This is a genomic window from Enterobacter sp. Ap-1006, from assembly GCF_011752835.1.
Taxonomy (GTDB): Bacteria; Pseudomonadota; Gammaproteobacteria; order Enterobacterales; family Enterobacteriaceae; genus Cedecea.
This window is the reverse complement of record NZ_VWWU01000006.1, coordinates 44,214-63,535: the sequence shown is the minus strand read 5'-3', so window position 1 is coordinate 63,535 and position 19,322 is coordinate 44,214. Positions and strand designations below refer to the sequence as shown.

At 55.0% G+C, this 19,322-nt stretch carries 17 protein-coding genes; 11 read left to right on the top strand and 6 right to left on the bottom strand.

The genetic code is table 11. From position 1 onward, the window contains the following. Positions 1-201: 201 nt before the first annotated feature. Positions 202-921: an osmolarity response regulator transcription factor OmpR gene (gene ompR, locus F3J28_RS18155; protein WP_006177890.1), complete on the top strand. Its 720-nt coding sequence runs from the start codon at positions 202-204 to the stop codon at positions 919-921. Further along, positions 918-2,267, top strand: a complete 1,350-nt coding sequence (gene envZ / locus F3J28_RS18150; RefSeq protein WP_008457865.1) for a two-component system sensor histidine kinase EnvZ — start codon at positions 918-920, stop codon at positions 2,265-2,267. Before ompR ends, envZ begins: the two co-directional genes overlap by 4 nt. Positions 2,268-2,333: 66 nt before the next feature. On the opposite strand, the gene pckA is transcribed toward envZ, so the two are convergent. After that, the gene (pckA, locus tag F3J28_RS18145) at positions 2,334-3,953 is read right to left on the bottom strand and encodes a phosphoenolpyruvate carboxykinase (ATP) (RefSeq protein ID WP_008457863.1); all 1,620 of its coding nucleotides are present in this window, start codon (positions 3,951-3,953) and stop codon (positions 2,334-2,336) included. Between the two features lie 325 nt (positions 3,954-4,278). On the opposite strand from pckA, the gene F3J28_RS18140 reads away from it, so the two are divergent. Next, positions 4,279-6,027 carry a DUF4153 domain-containing protein gene (locus F3J28_RS18140; RefSeq protein ID WP_166878463.1) on the top strand — a complete coding sequence of 583 codons (1,749 nt, stop codon included), beginning with the start codon at positions 4,279-4,281 and terminating at the stop codon, positions 6,025-6,027. A gap of 35 nt (positions 6,028-6,062) precedes the next feature. Here F3J28_RS18140 and hslO read toward each other — a convergent pair whose 3' ends face one another. The 4 genes from hslO to F3J28_RS18120 form a co-directional block, all read right to left on the bottom strand. Beyond that, on the bottom strand, positions 6,063-6,941 hold the full coding sequence (gene hslO / locus F3J28_RS18135) for an Hsp33 family molecular chaperone HslO (RefSeq protein WP_008457859.1): 879 nt from the start codon (positions 6,939-6,941) through the stop codon (positions 6,063-6,065). 27 nt (positions 6,942-6,968) lie between these two features. Next, positions 6,969-7,370, bottom strand: coding sequence for a ribosome-associated heat shock protein Hsp15 (gene hslR / locus F3J28_RS18130; protein WP_039298413.1), 402 nt, complete (start codon positions 7,368-7,370; stop codon positions 6,969-6,971). A 9-nt stretch (positions 7,371-7,379) separates the two neighbouring features. Beyond that, complete coding sequence (yrfG, locus tag F3J28_RS18125; RefSeq protein ID WP_166878460.1) at positions 7,380-8,051, bottom strand: GMP/IMP nucleotidase; 672 nt, start codon at positions 8,049-8,051, stop codon at positions 7,380-7,382. A 74-nt stretch (positions 8,052-8,125) separates the two neighbouring features. Further along, positions 8,126-10,261 (bottom strand): intracellular growth attenuator family protein, encoded by a 2,136-nt coding sequence (locus tag F3J28_RS18120; RefSeq protein WP_166878457.1) that lies wholly within the window; start codon positions 10,259-10,261, stop codon positions 8,126-8,128. A gap of 335 nt (positions 10,262-10,596) precedes the next feature. Between F3J28_RS18120 and nudE the strand changes: the two genes are divergently transcribed. Further along, a complete protein-coding gene (gene nudE / locus F3J28_RS18115; RefSeq protein WP_166878454.1) occupies positions 10,597-11,163 on the top strand; it encodes an ADP compounds hydrolase NudE in 567 nt (188 codons plus the stop codon). Positions 11,164-11,217: 54 nt separating this feature from the next. Here nudE and mrcA read toward each other — a convergent pair whose 3' ends face one another. After that, a complete protein-coding gene (gene mrcA, locus F3J28_RS18110) occupies positions 11,218-13,770 on the bottom strand; it encodes a peptidoglycan glycosyltransferase/peptidoglycan DD-transpeptidase MrcA (RefSeq protein WP_166878449.1) in 2,553 nt (850 codons plus the stop codon). A gap of 139 nt (positions 13,771-13,909) precedes the next feature. Here mrcA and F3J28_RS18105 point away from each other — a divergent pair, with 139 nt between their 5' ends. The 7 genes from F3J28_RS18105 (at position 13,910) to aroB (ending at position 19,286) form a co-directional block, all read left to right on the top strand. Then, a complete protein-coding gene (locus F3J28_RS18105; RefSeq protein WP_166878446.1) occupies positions 13,910-14,725 on the top strand; it encodes a type IV pilus biogenesis protein PilM in 816 nt (271 codons plus the stop codon). 107 nt (positions 14,726-14,832) lie between these two features. After that, positions 14,833-15,273 carry a PilN domain-containing protein gene (locus F3J28_RS18100; protein WP_166878443.1) on the top strand — a complete coding sequence of 147 codons (441 nt, stop codon included), beginning with the start codon at positions 14,833-14,835 and terminating at the stop codon, positions 15,271-15,273. Then, on the top strand, positions 15,263-15,733 hold the full coding sequence (locus F3J28_RS18095) for a HofO family protein (RefSeq protein ID WP_166878440.1): 471 nt from the start codon (positions 15,263-15,265) through the stop codon (positions 15,731-15,733). The genes F3J28_RS18100 and F3J28_RS18095 overlap by 11 nt, the downstream gene beginning before the upstream one ends. After that, complete coding sequence (locus F3J28_RS18090; RefSeq protein WP_166878437.1) at positions 15,720-16,112, top strand: HofP DNA utilization family protein; 393 nt, start codon at positions 15,720-15,722, stop codon at positions 16,110-16,112. The genes F3J28_RS18095 and F3J28_RS18090 overlap by 14 nt, the downstream gene beginning before the upstream one ends. Continuing rightward, positions 16,051-17,298 (top strand): type IV pilus secretin PilQ, encoded by a 1,248-nt coding sequence (pilQ, locus tag F3J28_RS18085; protein ID WP_166878434.1) that lies wholly within the window; start codon positions 16,051-16,053, stop codon positions 17,296-17,298. Before F3J28_RS18090 ends, pilQ begins: the two co-directional genes overlap by 62 nt. A gap of 319 nt (positions 17,299-17,617) precedes the next feature. Then, positions 17,618-18,139, top strand: a complete 522-nt coding sequence (gene aroK, locus F3J28_RS18080) for a shikimate kinase AroK (RefSeq protein WP_008457837.1) — start codon at positions 17,618-17,620, stop codon at positions 18,137-18,139. A gap of 58 nt (positions 18,140-18,197) precedes the next feature. Beyond that, a complete protein-coding gene (gene aroB, locus F3J28_RS18075) occupies positions 18,198-19,286 on the top strand; it encodes a 3-dehydroquinate synthase (protein WP_166878431.1) in 1,089 nt (362 codons plus the stop codon). Positions 19,287-19,322: the final 36 nt, after the last annotated feature.

The following is a 19,322-nucleotide window of genomic DNA, read 5'->3' as shown; positions in this document are numbered from 1 at the left end:
TAAACCGATGCTCAATAAGGAATGCAACCGGCGCATTTTGGGAAGCAAGTCACCAAATTTTGATTTAAAACGTTGATAACCGACTGTTTAATATGCTTTGTAACAATTTCGACTAGAATGTATACCAGAATTGACTGGTTGTATTAGCGCAGTTTTTTAAGAATACACACTCAACTGTTCGAGCCTTTGGGAGTACAAACGATGCAAGAGAACTATAAAATTCTGGTGGTCGATGACGACATGCGTCTGCGCGCGCTGTTAGAGCGTTATCTCACCGAGCAGGGCTTCCAGGTTCGCAGCGTCGCCAACGCCGAACAAATGGATCGCCTGCTGACCCGTGAATCCTTCCACCTGATGGTGCTGGATCTCATGCTGCCGGGCGAGGATGGTCTTTCTATCTGCCGCCGTCTGCGCAGTCAGAGTAACCCAATGCCGATCATCATGGTGACCGCGAAAGGCGAAGAAGTTGACCGTATCGTCGGCCTGGAAATCGGCGCTGATGACTATATTCCAAAGCCGTTTAACCCGCGTGAACTGCTGGCCCGTATTCGTGCGGTCCTGCGCCGTCAGGCGAACGAACTGCCGGGTGCGCCTTCTCAGGAAGAAGCAGTTATCGCTTTCGGTAAGTTCAAGCTGAATCTAGGCACTCGTGAAATGTTCCGCGAAGACGAGCCAATGCCGCTGACCAGCGGTGAGTTTGCTGTACTGAAAGCGCTGGTCAGCCACCCGCGCGAGCCGCTTTCCCGCGACAAACTGATGAACCTGGCCCGTGGCCGCGAATACTCCGCGATGGAGCGTTCCATTGACGTGCAAATCTCCCGCCTGCGCCGGATGGTGGAAGAGGACCCGGCGCATCCGCGTTATATCCAGACCGTTTGGGGTCTTGGCTACGTCTTTGTCCCGGACGGCGCTAAGGCATGAGGCGAGTTCGCTTCTCCCCCAGAAGCTCGTTTGCCCGTACGCTGTTGCTGATCGTCACCTTGCTGTTTGTCAGCCTGGTGACGACTTATCTTGTCGTTCTGAACTTCGCGATTTTGCCGAGCCTGCAGCAGTTTAATAAGGTGCTGGCGTACGAAGTCAGAATGCTAATGACCGACAAACTGCAGCTTGAAGACGGCACCCAACTTGTGGTGCCGCCTGCGTTTCGTCGTGAGATCTACCGCGAGCTGGGCATTTCACTTTACTCCAACGAGGCGGCGGAAGACGCTGGCCTGCGCTGGGCGCAGCACTACGAGTTTCTGAGCCAGCAAATGGCCCAGCAGCTTGGCGGCCCGACCGAAGTGCGCGTTGAGGTGAACAAAAGCTCCCCGGTTGTCTGGCTGAAAACCTGGCTGTCGCCGAATATCTGGGTCCGCGTTCCGCTGACCGAAATCCATCAGGGCGATTTCTCCCCGCTGTTCCGCTACACGCTGGCGATCATGCTGTTGGCGATAGGCGGCGCATGGCTGTTTATTCGAATACAGAACCGACCGCTGGTCGACCTGGAGCACGCTGCGCTGCAGGTCGGTAAAGGGATTATTCCTCCTCCTTTGCGCGAATATGGCGCTTCGGAAGTGCGATCGGTGACGAGGGCGTTTAACCATATGGCCGCGGGCGTTAAACAGTTGGCCGATGACCGCACGCTGCTGATGGCGGGCGTTAGCCATGATCTGCGCACGCCGCTGACGCGTATCCGCCTGGCGACTGAAATGATGGGGCAGGAGGATGGCTATCTGGCCGAGTCGATTAACAAAGATATCGAAGAGTGTAATGCGATTATCGAACAGTTTATCGACTACCTACGCACCGGGCAGGAGATGCCGCTGGAGATGGCGGATCTCAACGGCGTGCTCGGGGAAGTTATTGCGGCAGAAAGCGGTTACGAGCGTGAAATCGATACCGATCTGCAGGCCGGCGAAATCCGCCTGAATATCCATCCGCTGTCTATCAAGCGCGCGGTGGCTAATATGGTGGTGAATGCGGCGCGCTACGGCAATGGCTGGATCAAAGTCAGCAGCGGCAGCGAATTAAACCGCGCCTGGTTCCAGGTGGAAGATGATGGCCCAGGCATTGAGCCAGACCAGCTTCAGCATCTGTTCCAGCCGTTTGTTCGCGGCGATAGCGCCCGCAGTACCAGCGGCACCGGGCTGGGTTTAGCCATCGTGCAGCGCATCATCGACAACCATAACGGGATGTTGGATCTCGGGAAGAGCGAGCGGGGAGGGCTGCGAATCAGGGCTTATCTCCCGCTGCCGATAACCCGGGTGGTGACTCATCGGGAAAGCTAGCTGGCCTGTGGCCCAATAAAAAACGAACCCCGAAGGGTTCGTTTTTTTTCGTCTTATGCTTCAGATTTACAGCTTCGGACCGGCTTCGACCAGGGCCGCACCGGCAGGAGTATCGGTGTATTTCTCGAAGTTTTCGACAAACAGCTTCGCCAGTTGCTCTGCTTTTTCCTGCCACTGCTCCGGGGATGCGTAGGTATTACGCGGGTCCAGAATTTGGGTATCAACGCCCGCGAGCGAGGTTGGAATGGCGAGGTTAAACATCGGCAGCGTAAAGGTTTCTGCGTCGTCCAGCGAGCCGTCGAGAATAGCGTCGATGATCGCGCGGGTGTCTTTGATAGAAATGCGTTTGCCGGTACCGTTCCAGCCGGTATTCACCAGGTACGCCTGGGCACCGGATGCCTGCATGCGTTTCACCAGCACTTCAGCATACTGCGTTGGGTGCAGCGACAGGAATGCCGCGCCGAAGCAGGCGGAGAAGGTTGGCGTTGGCTCAGTCACGCCGCGTTCGGTACCCGCCAGTTTGGCGGTAAAACCGGACAGGAAGTGGTACTGAGTCTGGTTCGCGGTGAGGCGGGAAACCGGTGGCAGTACGCCGAAGGCATCCGCAGTCAGGAAGATAACTTTGGTGGCGTGACCCGCTTTCGACACCGGCTTAACGATGTTGTCGATGTGATAAATCGGGTAAGAAACGCGGGTGTTTTCCGTTTTGGACGCATCGTCGAAGTCGATTGTGCCGTCGGCACGTACGGTCACGTTTTCCAGTAGTGCATCGCGGCGAATAGCGTGATAAATATCCGGCTCTGCTTCTTCTGACAGGCGAATAGTTTTCGCGTAACAGCCGCCTTCAAAGTTAAACACACCGTCGTCGTCCCAGCCGTGCTCATCGTCGCCAATCAGGCGGCGTTTCGGGTCGGTAGACAGCGTCGTTTTACCGGTGCCGGACAGGCCGAAGAACACCGCCACATCCCCTTTTTCACCGACGTTTGCCGAGCAGTGCATGGAGGCGATGCCCTTCAGCGGCAGCAGGTAGTTCATGATAGAGAACATCCCTTTCTTCATCTCGCCACCGTACCAGGTGCCGCCGATAAGCTGCATGCGTTCAGTCAGATTAAACGCCACAAAGTTTTCGGAGTTCAGGCCCTGTTCTTTCCAGTTTGGATTGGTACATTTAGCCCCATTCATCACCACAAAATCAGGCTCAAACGTTGCCAGCTCTTCGTCCGTTGGGCGAATAAACATGTTTTTCACGAAGTGTGCCTGCCAGGCAACCTCGGTGATAAAACGCACTGACAGGCGGGTATCGGCGTTGGCCCCGCAGAAAGCGTCAATAATAAACAGGCGCTTGCCCGACAGTTGATGAGTGACGAGCCCTTTGAGCTGGTGCCAGGTTTCTTCGGAAAGCGGTTTGTTATCGTTTTTGCCTTTACCGTTGTCGGCCCACCATAAGGTGTCGCGGGTGGTGTCATCGCGGACGATGTATTTATCTTTTGGAGAGCGACCGGTAAAGATCCCGGTATCTACGGAGACGGCGCCTAAGTTAGTGACCACACCGCGCTCAAAACCCTGCAGGTTAGGGTCGAGTTCTTCGCGGTAAAGGGTGTCGTAATCGGGGTTATAGACGACTTCGCTGACGTCATGAATGCCATAAGCCTTGAGATCTTGCGGGGTTATGCCTTTAACTCGCATTTCACTGCTCCTTAGCCAATTTATACTGCCGAATATTGTAGGGTTGTTTAGGGGATGTTAACCGCGACCACTATCATAAATTTACGCGCCTGCTTAAATTTAACAGGGGAAATGCACAGGGGATGCCGCAACGGGGGCAGAGTATGGCAGGAATTCGCTGGCTTTCGGGGAAAATATGGCAGATATGTTAATAATTAGGATAATAACGAAGAACTTTGTGAATGAACGCGCTCTCATGCGCAACGCAATGAAACAAGAGCGTCATTTGCAAGTCGCAGCAGGTCGCTACACTAAGTCAAAAATGAGCTAATAAGGGATGACAACTATGTTCATGTCTGAACCGTTGCCTAAGGCGACCCGCTGGGGGATTTTGCTGGTGGGGTTTCTTTTAGGCGTGGTGCTGTACCTCACCGAAGGAGACAGGGTGAGTAGCATCTGGCTGCGAGGGGATAATCAAGCCCTGTATCTGCGCTCCCTGTCCGTAGTGCTGGCGGCGACGCTGGCGCTTATCACCGTGCGTTTCAATGGCCTACGATTTTGGGGCCTGGCGTTGCTCCCCTTGCCGATTGTGGCGTTGATGAGCGGCTGGGTGAACTGGACGACTCAGGGGCTGGAAAGCTGGAGCCGGCACGATATTGTGCTGGGGTATCTCTGTTCGCTGGCGGTGATGCTGTTTCTGGCCTTGCCCTGGCTGCAGGGGCGGCTGCACTCGAATCGCGGTTGGGGAGGCTGGCAGGTATTCTACGGCCAGCTCTGGCGGAACGGTATTACTCTGCTGCTGACCGGGCTGCTGGTACTCTTTTTCTGGGGCGTGCTGGCGCTTTGGGCCGGGTTGTTTAAGCTGGTGGATATCGCCTTCTTTGATCGCCTGTTTTTCAGTTCCTCGGCGTTTGCCTGGATTGCTACCTGTACGGCAGCGGCACTGGCGGTAACGCTTTGCCGTGACCAGGTTCGGGCTATTAACGCGGTAAAACATTTCTTCAGCGTTTTTGCCACGGGGCTTTTACCGCTGCTGTCGCTGATTTCTCTGATGTTTTTGGCGACGCTGCCGGTGGTTGGCCTGGGGTCTATCTCACTGCACTTTTCCTGTAATGCGCTGCTCAACACGCTGACGCTGATGGTGATGGGCACTGCCGCAGTGGCTTATCATCCGGAAAGAGAAACCCGACCTTATCCTGCTCTGCTTGATGGTGCGATAAAGCTGACGTTATTGCTGTCGCCGGTTTATGCCTTGCTGGCAAGCTATGCGCTGTGGTTGCGCGTTTCGTCATACGGCTGGACGCCAACAAGGGTATATGCGGCGCTGATAACCTTCACCGTATTGGTGTGGGCCTTTGGCTATGTCGTCACGCTCGTTCGCCAGCGTCGGGAGACTGTTCTACAGCCGGGAGGGATTAACCGCGCGGTGCTTTTGCTGGCGCTGGCCTTGCTGGTTGCGGTGAATTCCCCGCTTCTGGACCCTTACCGGATCAGCGTTAATAACCAAATGGCGCGTTACCACAGCGGCGTCCTGAAGCCCGAGAAGGTGAGTATGACCATGCTGCAATCCGCCGGGCGGCGGGGCTACGATGCGCTCAGCGAGCTGCAAAAAGACCCTGTGTTTGTCGCCAGCCCCGATCGCAGAAGGCAATTGGCGATGCTGTTGAGCAACGGCAAAGCGGGCGGTGTGGCGGTGGCGAAGCTGACGGTTGAATCTCTGCGTCAGCGTATCGTGCTGGCGGATAAAAATCGCGTGCCGGAAAACGCGTGGTGGCAGGCCATGGTAAAAGATGAAAGTTACCAGGCTCGCGAGTGTCTGGATGACGAGGATAAGTGTTTGCTGGTTGGGATGGATCTGAACGGCGATGGGCAGGATGAATGGCTGCTGTGCCAGCCGGAAATGAGCTACTGCAAAGTGTACGGCAAGATAGACGGGAGCTGGAAGGATATCGGTCAGGCCCGGGATCTGGATAAAAACCAGATGATGTCAGCGCTGAAGCAGGCCGCTTCTGAAGGAAAACTGACGGCGGCGCCGAAGGTCTGGCAGGACGTGATGGTGCAGGGGCAGCGGGTTAAAATCGACTATTACCGCTGAAAAAAAACGCCTCCGATTGGAGGCGTTTTGCAAACTTAGTGAACCTGCGGATCCGCCGGAGAGGCATTGTTGCGGATCGCCGTGATGTCCATGGAGTCAAACACATAGCGGCTGCCACAGTAATCACAGTTCATGTCGATTTCGCCATCTTCGGCCAGAATACTGTCGACTTCTTCATCCGGCAGCGTGCGTAGCGCGTCAGCACAGCGCTCGCGTGAGCAGGTGCATTTGAACTCTACGTCCTGAGGATCGTACAGCGTGACTTCTTCTTCGTGATACAGGCGCCATAGCACATCGTTCGCTGGTAGCGTCAGCAGCTCTTCGGCCTTGATGGTTTCGGTCAGCGTCGCGAGGTGGTTGAAGTCGTCGGTTTCCGCGTTTTGCGCCGGCAGAACCTGCAGCAACATACCGCCCGCCGCCGCTTTACCGTCTACTTCACCGGTACGAATAAACAGACGAGTTGGCAGCTGCTCGGAACGCATGAAATAATCTTCCAGGCAGGCGGCCAGCGTATCCCCTTCCAGACCGACCACGCCCTGATAGCGCTCGCCTTCGCTTGGGGAGATGGTGATCACCAGATAACCGTTACCCACCAGATCTTTTAATGCAGCATCCGCCGGGATATCACCCTGTACACGCGCTACGCCGCGCATTTGCTGTTTGTTGTTGCCGTTAATCACGGCCAGCGTCATCGGGCCATCGCCCTGAAGCTGAACGGTGATATCTCCGTCAAACTTCAGCGTGGCGGTCAGCAGGCTGGTGGCGACCAGCAGTTCGCCCAGAATTTTTTTAACCGGCTGCGGGTAATCATGGTTTTCCATGATCTGCTGCCAGGTTTCGGAAACCGTCACCAGCTCGCCGCGCACGGCGTGGTTTTCAAACAGATAGCGGTGTAGTTGGTCGTGTTGAGTCATCGTCATCTCTCTTACTGGTCGGCGAATTTACGCTTCGCCACCGTGTTTAAATTTCATCAAATCTCGCCGCTCTTTTTTATCCGGGCGGCGATCGGGATGCGGCATGGTCAGCGCGTTCATTTTGCGCGCCAGCGCCACTTTTTCCCGTTTGGCTATGCTTTCCGCCGTCTCTTCATAAAGCTGAGTGGCTTCTGCGGCTGGCCTGCGCTGTTCGGTAATACCCAGGACGGTTACGGTGCGCTCGTCGTTTCCCTGGCGCAGCGTGAGTACCGCATGAAGCTCAACCAGTTTACTCGGCTTGCTGCGTTGGCCGTTGTAGTGCACTTTCCCGCCTTCAACCATTTCCCGCGCCACGGCACGGGTTTTGTAAAAGCGTGCGGCCCACAGCCATTTATCCAGGCGTACGCCCTCGGCAGTTTTTTCTTTCATTGCGCCTCCTTAAGCGGAAAGCGACGGGATCAGGCTACGGTAATCGCTTAGGCCTGGGTGGCGCTCAAACGTTTTTTCTGCTTCACCTGAGTCCGGGTTGAGGACGCCAAAGCAGTAGCGAATCCCAAACGTTGCGGCTGCATCAAGAATCGCTTCGCTGTCGTCGATAAAGACGGTTCTGGCCGCATCGAATCCGGTATGCCCGGCTACCGCCTGCCATAAACGCTGATCTTCTTTCGGATACCCAAATGTGTGGGTGGAAAGTAATAAATCAAGGTGCTCGTTCAAACCCGTGTGCTCAAGCTTCACCGCCAGGTTGTGCGGGTGCGCGTTGGTGAGCAGAATGCGGCGCTTGCCGCTGGCTTTCGCCGCTTCAAGAAACGGCACGGTATCTTCACGCAGCGCGGCCTTTGGCCCTTGTTCGGTAGTCATGCCACAGATATCCAGCCCGAGGCGTTCGCTCCAGTAGTCGAGACAGTACCAGTTTAGCGTATGCTGCACGGCGTGGTATTCGCTGGAAATTAATTCATACGCGTCCTGCAACGGAATGCCGCGCTGCAGGCTAAGGGTTTCCGGCACCAGCTTTTTCCAGAAATGGTTATCAAAGGCCAGGTCCAACAGGGTCCCGTCCATATCCAGCAGCAGGGTGTCCACGTCCTGCCAGGCAATAGCACCAGACATAGCTTTAGTCTCGATTGAGGGAAAATAGCGTACCAGGGTAGCATAACCCGGTACGCAAAGTTTACCCGTAGCGGCTACTTCAGCGGCGCGGGTGGGGTCAGTGTGGGGTTGAGGCAGCTATCATAATAGCGCTGTATTTCAGCCAGTCGCGTACTGGCACGGCGATAGCGAGACACCGCCAGAACGCCGTTTATGGCTGCGCAGGCCAGCATCGCGATCAGCATCAGAGAAATACCGATGTAGCTCCAGAGGCTATGCGTGTCGGAGATCCGATGCAGGGTGACGTGCTGCGTGCCGTTGGCATCCGTATAGATGCCGGTAATGATCCCTTCGGCGTGGAACGGCGTGTGCAGCAGCATTTCCGCCAGTCGCTGGAATTCGGTCCATTGTTCCTGGGCCGGGAAGTCATACAGCGACATTGGCGGCAGCGGCTGGTCCACAAAATCACCACCTTCGTCGTTGATGATAATATAGCCGCCAGGAGCAGGGCTATTTAATGCCTGTGCGGCCCGCGCCGTTTCACGAATAAAGAAGGGGGCGGTTGAGGTGGTCACCAGATTATCCAGCGACTCGGCGCTAACTGGCCGCAGCAAAACATTCACCCCGGTCAGTTTTCCTGAGTCCGCGCGCTTGATCAGCGAATCCCAGTCTTTGGTGTTACCCAGGTTCACAAGCGCATTCTTCAAACGTACGCACTCTTCTTCTGCAGTACACAGTGCCTGGGTTTTTTTCACAATCCCGGCAAAATCATCCAGCAGGACCATGCCTGATTTCTGAATGGCGTCCGCGAGCTGGGGGTTAACTTTGCTGTCACCTTCTCCACCCTGAGGATGAATTTGCCCGCTGACGGCTTTGGTCAAAGCGACCGCTTTATCCATGATCTCGGACTCCGGCAAGGGCAGAGGGCGGGCGGTATTCCATATAATCTGCGAGCAGTCGAATGGCGTGAATGGGAAGTTTTGGCGCGAATGATAGCCGCCTGGCGTTTGAATATTACACATCCCCGTCCCGTTAACTCTCAGCGTATCGCCTACCTGCAGCTTGTATTTAGCGAGCTCCTCAACGCTGGTGGCTTCAATGGACTGAGCGCCCTTCAGCCATGAGGCGCTAAGCTTGATAGGCATTTCCAGCGGCACCCAAATAGTCATCATCAGCAGGACTAGCAGCGCGCCGGCGGCAATCAGCAGGTTACGCACCCAGTGCTGTAGCGGGAAGTTACGCACTTCATCATGGAGCGAAAGGAAACGCCCCTGACGCACCACATGGCGATCAAGGTAGATATCAATATTGGTTTTCTGCCCCAGATCCTGAGCCACAAAAGGCTGCCAGTGCGGCGGATAAACCAGGTCGATAATGCCCAGGGAGATGTTGTTCATCTGGTCCTGGTCAGACTCGCCGAACAGCCCCCAGCGTTTAGGTGTGCCGCGCAGGCAGTGGATCTCGCGCAATGCCGTTTTCGCTGGCGGGGCAAACAGGCCCCACAAACCGGCGGCAATCAGCAGGACGGCGCCGCCAATTAACCAGGGCAGGAACACCGACGGCGTCACGAGACTCAGGAACAGCATGATAAAAGCGATGCAAATAAGCGCGGCTTCGCGCACACCGTCGGGGCGGCTCAGGGAATACTCCTCCTGAGTTTCCTGGCGAATGTTTAGCAGCTCGATTTGCTCGCTTTCTTCGCCGCGAATGGAGGCCTGAGTGCCTGAGTAGCCTTCCAGGGCGTACTGCTGCACATCCAGCGTATCGTTTTGCAGCGTATTGCCATTGAGCGAAATCACCAGCGGGATGCTGCTCGTCCGAATCAGCTCTACGTCGTTATCGTTGGTGATGTACTGTTCCCAGAGCGGCGGGAGGTGAACTTCAACGGAATCAAGGTAATAACGCCATTTATTGGCGTCATCGGCAGAGAGGCCGTAGCGAGTGATCGACCGGGTCAGGGAGAAAACTGTACTGCTTTGCGCGGTGAGCGTTAGTCTTGGCGGTGGATTGCTCGCGCCGGAGGGGCCAATCAGCTCCTGGGAACGGGAATAACGCTCGAGATAATTTTCGACGGCAACGCGCTCTTCTGGGGTTAGTTTGCGCGTGGTGGCACCGGAGAAGGAACGATCGTGCGAAACCTGGGCACGTAGCTTCAGGCTTCGCCAAATCAGCCATCCGGCAATCAGTGCGCAGGCCAGCATAGCAGCTAACAGAAATAATAAGGTGCTCATGCTTTCCCCATCAAACAATCGTCTTTTTCATCAAACTCGGCAAAAGATCGGCCTTTCAAATGGTTAAGGAGTCAGAAGTCATTATCGGCAGGTAAAGCTGCAAACTTGAGCTATTTTTAAGGCGACCGACTTACAGTAACACAATGTTAGCAAAGCGACTTCGTCCGAAATACAAGTAAATTCCTATTCAATAGTACCTGCCTTGACAGCGGGTAAAATTACGTGTTTTAGCGCGCCAAACGTTACAAAAATGTAAATAATAGCCAATGCTCGTTGCACGATATGTGCGGCATACCGCACAATAACTTACCTCTTTCACTGTTGAACCCGGCCACATGAGCAAATCACTAATAAAACCAACGATTTTAAATGTCGAAACCGTGGCGCGTTCGCGGCTGTTTAATGTCGAAACGGTGGATCTGGAATTTAGCAATGGCGTTCGCCGCGTCTACGAACGCATGAAACCGTCTTCCCGCGAGGCGGTAATGATAGTGCCTGTTGTTGATGACCACTTGATCTTAATCCGTGAATACGCGGTTGGCACAGAATCCTATGAACTTGGGTTCTCTAAAGGGCTGATCGACCCGGGCGAAACGGTATTTGAGGCCGCTAACCGTGAGCTGAAAGAAGAAGTGGGCTTTGGTGCGAACCGGCTAACGTTTCTGAAAAAGCTGACGATGGCCCCGTCCTATTTCTCGAGCAAAATGAACATTGTGATTGCGGAAGATCTGTATCCCGAATCCCTGGAAGGGGATGAGCCGGAAGAACTGCCGCAAGTACGGTGGCCGCTGGCGAACATGATGGATTTGCTCAATGAAGATGATTTCAGCGAGGCGCGTAACGTCAGCGCTTTGTTCCTTGTCCGGGAATGGTTAAGGCAGCAGGGCAGGCTGAAAGCCTGACCGCTAAAGAATGAAAAAGGGCCGCTAAGCGGCCCTTTACTATTTTGGGCTGGGTTAGAACAGCTCGTGCTCTTCCCCGTTATCGATAAGCGTCGTGCCTACTTCATGCACGGCTTGCTGCGTGGGCTGCGTACCTTCGATGAAATACTCTTCACGACTGTTGCCGCCGTTGGCTAACTGCCCGGTACTGCGATCAATATTGACGGTGACGATACCCGGTGGTGGCGTCATCGGCTCTTCTGGCACACCCGCCAGCGCGATTTTCATGAAATCATCCCAGGCTGGCTGGGCGCTCTTCGCGCCGCCTTCGTAGCCGGAGATCTGATCTTTAATCGCGCCTGAAGCCGTGGTTCGGCCAAGGTCGCGGCGATGGTCGTCAAAGCCAATCCAGACTGACGTGACCACGCCCGGGCCGTAGCCGGAGAACCAGGCATCCTTCGAACTGTTGGTTGTCCCGGTTTTGCCGCCGATATCCTTACGCTTCAAATCACGGCCTGCTCGCCAGCCGGTTCCCTGCCAGCCCGGCTCACCATAAATGTTGCTGTTAAGCGCGCTTTTGATCAGGAAAGACAGCGGCGTGTTGATCACGTGTGGCGCATACTCCTCGCCCTGTGCTTTTGCCACCAGACCGCGGTTAGCTTGCTCCAGCTGAGGCATCGGTACGCTGCTGTTTTGTGGCGTTTGCGAAACGGCAACGTCTTCTACGTCCTGGTTTTCCAGTACCGTTGATTTTGGCGTATCGCCATAGATAACCGGAATATCGCAGCTGGCACAGGCAACCTTAGGCTTGGTCTCAAACACGGTATTACCCGTGTCGTCGACAATTTTGGTGATGTAGTAAGGATCCACCAGGAAGCCGCCATTGGCCATGACGGAGTAACCGCGGGCAACCTGCATTGGCGTAAATGAGGCGGAGCCCAGGGCCAGCGATTCGGTATGCACAATATTTGCTGCAGGGAAGCCAAAGCGCTGCAGATATTCTGCGGCATAATCGACGCCCATCGCCCGCATCGCACGTACCATCACCACGTTCTTGGACTCGCCCAGCCCCTGACGCAGACGAATCGGCCCGGCGTATTGGGCCGGAGAGTTCTTCGGCCGCCAGTCGGAGCCCGCCCCGGCATCCCAGCGTGAAATAGGCACGTCATTAAGGATGCTTGCCAGCGTCAGGCCTTTGTCCATTGCTGCGGTATACAGGAAAGGTTTGATGTTTGACCCTACCTGACGCAGCGCCTGGGTCGCACGGTTGAACTTGCTTTGGTTAAAGTCAAAACCGCCGACCAGCGCCAGCACGGCGCCATCGTGTGGATTGAGTGAAACCAGCGCCGAGTTAACGTCGGGCACCTGGCTAAGCCACCAGGAATCGTCCACCTTACGTACCCAAATCTGCTGTCCGGCCTGTACCACGTCCGTTACTTTGCGTGGCGTAGCGCCTTGAGCGGTGTCGGAACGATACGGACGCGCCCAGCGCATGCCTTCCATACTCAGTGAAACAGAGCTGCCGTCGGCCAGCATGGCCGTGGCTTCATCAGGTACGGCGCGGGTGATAACCGCCGGGAAGAGCGGGCCATAAACCGGGAGGCTTTTCAGCGAATCGGTGATTTTTTTCTTATCCCAGGCGCTTTCCCCCACTTTCCACAGCACATTAGATGGGCCGCGGTAGCCATGGCGCATGTCGTAGGCCATGACGTTGTTGCGAACGGCATCCTGGGCACCCTGCTGAATTTTACGGCTCAGCGTGGTGTAAACCTTGTAGCCATCTTCGTAGGCTTTGTCGCCGTAGCGGGCGACCATGTCCTGACGCACCAGCTCTGAAAGATATGGCGCGGAGAAGGCGATTTCAGGCGTGTGATAGCTGGCGTCAATCGGCTGACTACGTGCTTCATCGTATTGGCTTTGGCTGATGTAACCTTCGCTCAGCATGCGCGACAGCACCACGTTACGGCGTGCCGTTGAACGATCCATGGAGTACAGCGGGTTAAACGTTGACGGCGCTTTAGGCAGCCCGGCAATCACTGCCATCTCGCTCAGGGTCAGCTGATCGACCGTTTTGCCGAAGTAAACCTGAGCGGCAGCGCCGACGCCATAGGCGCGGTAACCGAGGTAGATTTTGTTCAGGTAGAGCTCAAGGATCTCGTCTTTGTTCAGCATCTGTTCAATGCGAACCGCAAGAAACGCTTCCTTAATTTTACGCATCAGGGTGCGTTCGGGGCTCAGGAAGAAGTTACGCGCCAACTGCTGCGTAATGGTACTTGCGCCCTGAGAAGCATGGCCTGAGAACAGCGCTACGCTTGCAGCACGGAAGATGCCCACCGGGTCAACGCCGTGGTGCTCATAAAAGCGGCTGTCTTCTGTTGCGATAAACGCTTTTACCATCACCGGAGGAATCTGGTTCAGGGTCAGTGGAATACGGCGTTTTTCGCCGTACTGAGCGATAAGCTCGCCGTCAGCGCTGTAAACCTGCATTGGAATCTGCAGCCGCACATCTCTCAATGTCGCCACGTCGGGCAGCTGGGGCTCGATGTATTTGTATAAACCGTAAATCGAGCCAGCTCCCAGCAGAACGCAACAGACTGCAAGGATTAATAAATACTTTACGAACTTCACCTTAAATTTCCCATCAGGTTTCAATTGGGCAGTTTCTAAACAACCGCGCGGTAGTATAAAGGCAAGCCAGGAGCTTTGATATACCCGTTACTGTTTCGGGGTCAGGGCTGTTTATCATCCTGATAAGGAGATCGAAACCATGATGTTTCCTGGTTGGCGGATTGGCCTGGATATTCAGGCGGAGGGCATACGTGCCGCAGCCGTACAGTGGCACCGACAAGGGTGGCAGCTGCGCCATTGGTGGCATTTACCTTTCCCGAAACAAACACTTGCGGACGGCATGTTACCCGAACCGGACACACTGCGCGAGGTACTTGCCGCATGGCGTAAAGAAATCCCCGTGCGTCATCATCTGCGGGTTGGGTTTCCTGCACAGAGGGCTTTGCAACGCCAGGTTCCCAGGCCTCCCCAGCGGTTACAGGAATCGGCTCAAGAGAAGTATATCTCGGGTGCAACGGCTCGCCAGTTGCAAATGCCCTCGGAACAACTTTGCTACGACTACCTGGAGGATGATTCGTCATTTTCCGTGACGGCGGCGAAACAGGCGGATATTGCTGCATTGCAGGCCATTTTTGCCAGCATGAATCTCTTTCCCCGGACGATAACGTCGGGAGACAAAATTCTGGGCGCCTTGCCTCAGAATTGCTATCCAGCGCATTGTCGTTTTCTGGTTCATGAAGAGCCGGGCTACTGGCTGTGGGCATCAGTCAATAACCTCGAACGCTCTGGCTGGCTGGATAAACGGCAGACAGTGGATTTCCCGGCTCTATGTCAGCAGTTGGAGGCCAGCACCGACGAAATTGCCTTTAGCCATGCCGATGTTGAGGGGGCCTGGCCTGCCGGAGCAGAAAGGCTGAATGCCTGGCAACCCCTTGTCCGCCAGCAGCCGCCGTTGCCGCGTCACGGTGGGCTTTATACGCTCGCTTTAGGGCTTGCTCTGGGAGCCGAACGCTAATGATGCCGCTGATTAACCTCTTGCCGTGGCGGCCGTTAAGGCGCCGGCATCGGCTAAAACTTTGGGGCAGCCTTCTCATATGTGGCGTGCTTTTAATGATGGGGCTGATGCTGCTCTGGACTCAGTTTCTCGCCATGAAAGTGCGCTGGCAACAGGCCCAGACAACCCAATATGAGGTGCAGGAATCCGCCCTGAAGGCGCTGTTATCACGTCAGCTAACAGAGCTGAAAGATAACCAGCAGCGGTGGGCAATATTGCAGGCGGAGGTGATGCGGAAAGGCAACATTTCACGTTGGGAAAGCGTGCTGAATATGCTGGCCTCACGCTTGCCCGAAAACAGCTTGCTGCAGAGTGTTAGCTGGCAAAATGAAAGCGCAACCATCTCTGGCATAGCGGGAGATGCACGGGAACTGGAGCAGGTTGAGGCAGTTCTGGCTGATTTACCCGGGGCGTTTAAGGTCAAGCCCGGTGAGTTGCGCGATGAAAAACACAAAGGTCTGGTCTTTACCTTCACCTTAAACACCCCGGATGGCGAACATGCTCAGTAACCTGGATCGCCTCATTGACGGGCATGTCGCATATCGGGTGTTGAGCCTGTTGGTGTGTCTGTTATTAACCGCTTTAGCCTGCTTATGGCTGCTGGTTTGGCCCCTGCGACAGGAATTGCAGTTGAAGGAACAGCACAACCAGCAGCGCTGGCAGCATGTGCTCTCGCAGCAGCGGAAAATTGCAGTTTTGCCGAAACCAGAGCCGCTGCCTGATGCGGTGCCTCTGGAGACGTTTTCTGCCATGGCTGCGGTAAAACGGTCCGGCGGGAGACTGGTGACGTGGCGGCCTGAACCGCGACATTCCGTGTTGGAAATGCTGCTTCCCTGGCCCAACGTGCCGCCCCTTTTTAAGGAACTGACCAGCTATTCAAGCCTGAAGATACCGGCGTTTATCTTGAGTGAGGCCGGGGAAAAAGTGCGGGTTTTGCTTACTCTGGAGTTTATCGATGAAAGCCGCTAGTTGGATGTTACTGGCCGCACTCAGCCCGCCTCTGCAGTCGTCACCGCGTAATCCTTTTCTTTTACCCGTATCACCCTGTGAAGCGCTGCTTAAGCGGCTTGATGGCTGGCAGTTACGCGGCGTGTTTTACCCGACTGGCTCTGCAGAAAGTATTGCCTTAATGCAATTCTCGGGGAAACGCTGGCAAAGGGTAAAAGAAGGTTTGTTTCTGGAGCCTGGTGTACAGGTGACCACGCTTCTTGAGCGGCAGATGAGAGTTTCGCTCAACGGCGCCTGCGAAGGACGCTACTACCACTGGAAAATAGAGGGAAGAGTCAATGATAAAGTACATCGTGGCAGGCGTACTGATGCTGATGCCCCTGACGGCGTGGACGAATAATCGCGTCACTCTGACGCTAGATGAAACGCCTGTCGTACAGGTGTTGCAGGCGCTGGCCGAGCAGCAAAACTTTAACGTGATGATTGCGCCTGAGGTGACGGGGAATCTCTCGCTACGTTTGGCCGATGTGTCTTGGGAGCAGGCTTTCCAACAGGTACTCAGATTAGCAAACCTGACTTCGTCGAAGACGGGCAATATTCTTCAAATCCAGCAGAAACAGGATCCGGCGCAACGGCGCGCTCAGCAAGAGGCCGCTCGTAAGCAAAAAGCGCTTGAGCAGCCGCTGGTACAAGCGGTTTATACGCCGCGATATGCTGAAGTTGCCGACCTTGCCGCGGGGATCAAAGCTAACGAAGAAAAACTGCTTGGGCCCAGGGGCGGCATTACCGTGGATAAACGCACAAACCGGCTGGTGGTGCGCGACAGCCAGCAGGCGCAAAAGCGTGTTGCGGCCTGGATTAAAGATATGGATGTTTCTATGGGGCAGGTCGAGCTGTCCGCGCATATTGTCACCATCAACCAGGATAAGCTGCGAGAGCTTGGCGTGAAGTGGAGCGCCCCGGTAGGTGAGACGGCATCCGGGTTATACCAAACCACAACTGTCTCAAGTGAGTTAGCCGTAAACGCGGCAACCACAACGGTCGGGTTTAATATTGGCCGGATCAACGGCCGTATGCTTGAGCTTGAGCTCAGCGCGCTGGAGCAGCAGCAACAGCTGGAAATCATCGCCAGCCCACGCTTGCTGGTCGCACACCAACAGTCTGCCAGCATCAAGCAGGGTACTGAAATTCCCTATCAAGTCTCTAATGGCAAAAATGAAGCCACGTCGGTGGAATTTAAGGAGGCTGTGTTGGGTATGGAGGTCATGCCGACGATAAGTCACCACGGAACCATTCGCCTGCAGCTTCGCATCAGCCAAAATATGCCAGGACGCAGCATCCAGCACGCAGATGGGGAAGCACTTGCCATTGATAAGCAAGAGATTGAAACGCAGGTCGAGGTGAAGGACGGTGAGACGCTGGCGTTAGGCGGAATCTTCCAGCAGCAGAACAACCACACCAGGGATAGCGTTCCTTTGCTGGGAAATATTCCTTTTATCGGCCAATTGTTTCGGCACGACGGGAAAAAGCACCAACGTCGGGAATTGGTCGTGTTCATTACGCCCAGGTTGATTGCATTACCTTAGCGTGTTTCCTCTTCCGCCTGCGGGTTTTTCTGCCAAACAGCACCCAGGTGTTTGACGGCAGAGAGGAATTAGCTTACAAGGTGTACCGTTTCGGGAGGCTGGGTATTGAGAGCCTGCGGCCGGTAAAGCTGGCGCACGGTTTTCGTCCCAAGCTGGGCGCCAGGTGATTTATTCGGTTGCCAAACCCCCTTGAGTGTTGAGATAATTTTTAGTCTGATTCTCGAACTCACGCTTATGAGGTTTCAGTTCATGTCCCGCCGCAGCAAGTTGTTACCGGGCGGGTTTATCATCAACGAATTGTCTTAGTAGTACCGAAAAAATGGCAGAGAAACGCAATATCTTTCTGGTTGGGCCTATGGGTGCCGGCAAAAGCACTATTGGGCGTCAGTTAGCTCAGCAACTCAATATGGAATTTTTCGATTCTGATCAAGAGATTGAGAAACGTACCGGAGCTGATGTGGGCTGGGTATTCGACGTTGAAGGCGAAGAAGGCTTCCGCGATCGCGAAGAAAAAATCATCAACGAACTCACTGAAAAACAGGGCATCGTGCTGGCTACCGGTGGCGGTTCTGTGAAATCTCGTGAAACCCGCAATCGTCTTTCCGCCCGTGGCGTAGTGGTTTACCTTGAAACCACGATTGAGAAACAGCTTGCACGTACTCAGCGCGATAAAAAACGTCCGCTGCTGCAGGTTGAGACTCCACCTCGTGAAGTTCTGGAAGCGCTGGCAGGTGAACGCAATCCGCTGTATGAAGAGATTGCTGATGTCACAATTCGCACTGATGATCAAAGCGCCAAAGTGGTCGCAAACCAGATCATTCATATGCTGGAAAGCAACTGATTCTGGCTTAATCAAGAAACGCCTGCGGGCAAAGCAACAATAAGGTGGGCTCCGCGTAATGGAGAGGCTGACAGTCACTCTCGGGGAACGTAGTTACCCTATTACCATTGCCGCCGGGTTATTCAATGACCCGGCTTCCTTTTGGCCGCTGAAGGCTGGCGACCAGACCATGCTGGTTACCAATGAAACCCTTGCACCGCTCTATCTGGACAAGGTTCGTGGCCTTCTGGAACAGGCAGGCGTTAAAGTGGATACCGTCATTCTTCCGGATGGCGAGCAGTTTAAAAGCCTCGCGGTGCTTGATACCGTCTTTACGGCGCTGTTGGAAAAACCTCACGGCCGCGACACCACCTTGATTGCTTTAGGCGGTGGCGTTGTGGGCGATTTAACCGGTTTTGCCGCAGCGAGCTATCAGCGCGGGGTGCGTTTTATCCAGGTCCCTACCACACTGCTTTCGCAGGTGGACTCCTCCGTTGGCGGTAAAACTGCCGTTAACCATCCCCTCGGCAAAAACATGATTGGCGCGTTCTACCAGCCCGCTTCGGTGGTGGTGGATCTCGACTGCCTGTCGACTTTACCTGCTCGTGAGCTGGCTTCGGGCCTGGCGGAAGTCATTAAATACGGCATCATTCTGGACGGCGAGTTCTTTGACTGGCTGGAAGAGAACATCGACGCATTGTTAAAGCTGGACGGCAAGGCAATGGCGTACTGCATTCGTCGTTGTTGTGAGCTGAAAGCCGAAGTTGTTGCCGCAGACGAGCGAGAAAGCGGCTTACGTGCTTTACTGAATCTGGGTCATACGTTTGGCCATGCCATTGAAGCTGAAATGGGCTATGGCAACTGGCTGCATGGCGAAGCCGTGGCGGCCGGGATGGTGATGGCGGCGCGAACCGCTCAGCGCCTGGGTCAATTCAGTGAGGCAGAAGTTCAGCGCGTGATTGCGCTGCTGGTGCGAGCCGGGTTACCGGTTAGCGGGCCGCAGGAAATGTCCCCTGACGCGTATATGCCCCACATGATGCGTGACAAAAAAGTATTAGCCGGCGAGCTGCGTTTGATTCTGCCGCTGGCGATAGGGAAGAGTGAAGTGCGCGGTGGAGTACCGCACGATGTCGTTCTGTCAGCCATTGCTGATTGCCAGCAGGCTTAACAACTAGAATTTTTATAGTATTTAACTTCGGGCGTG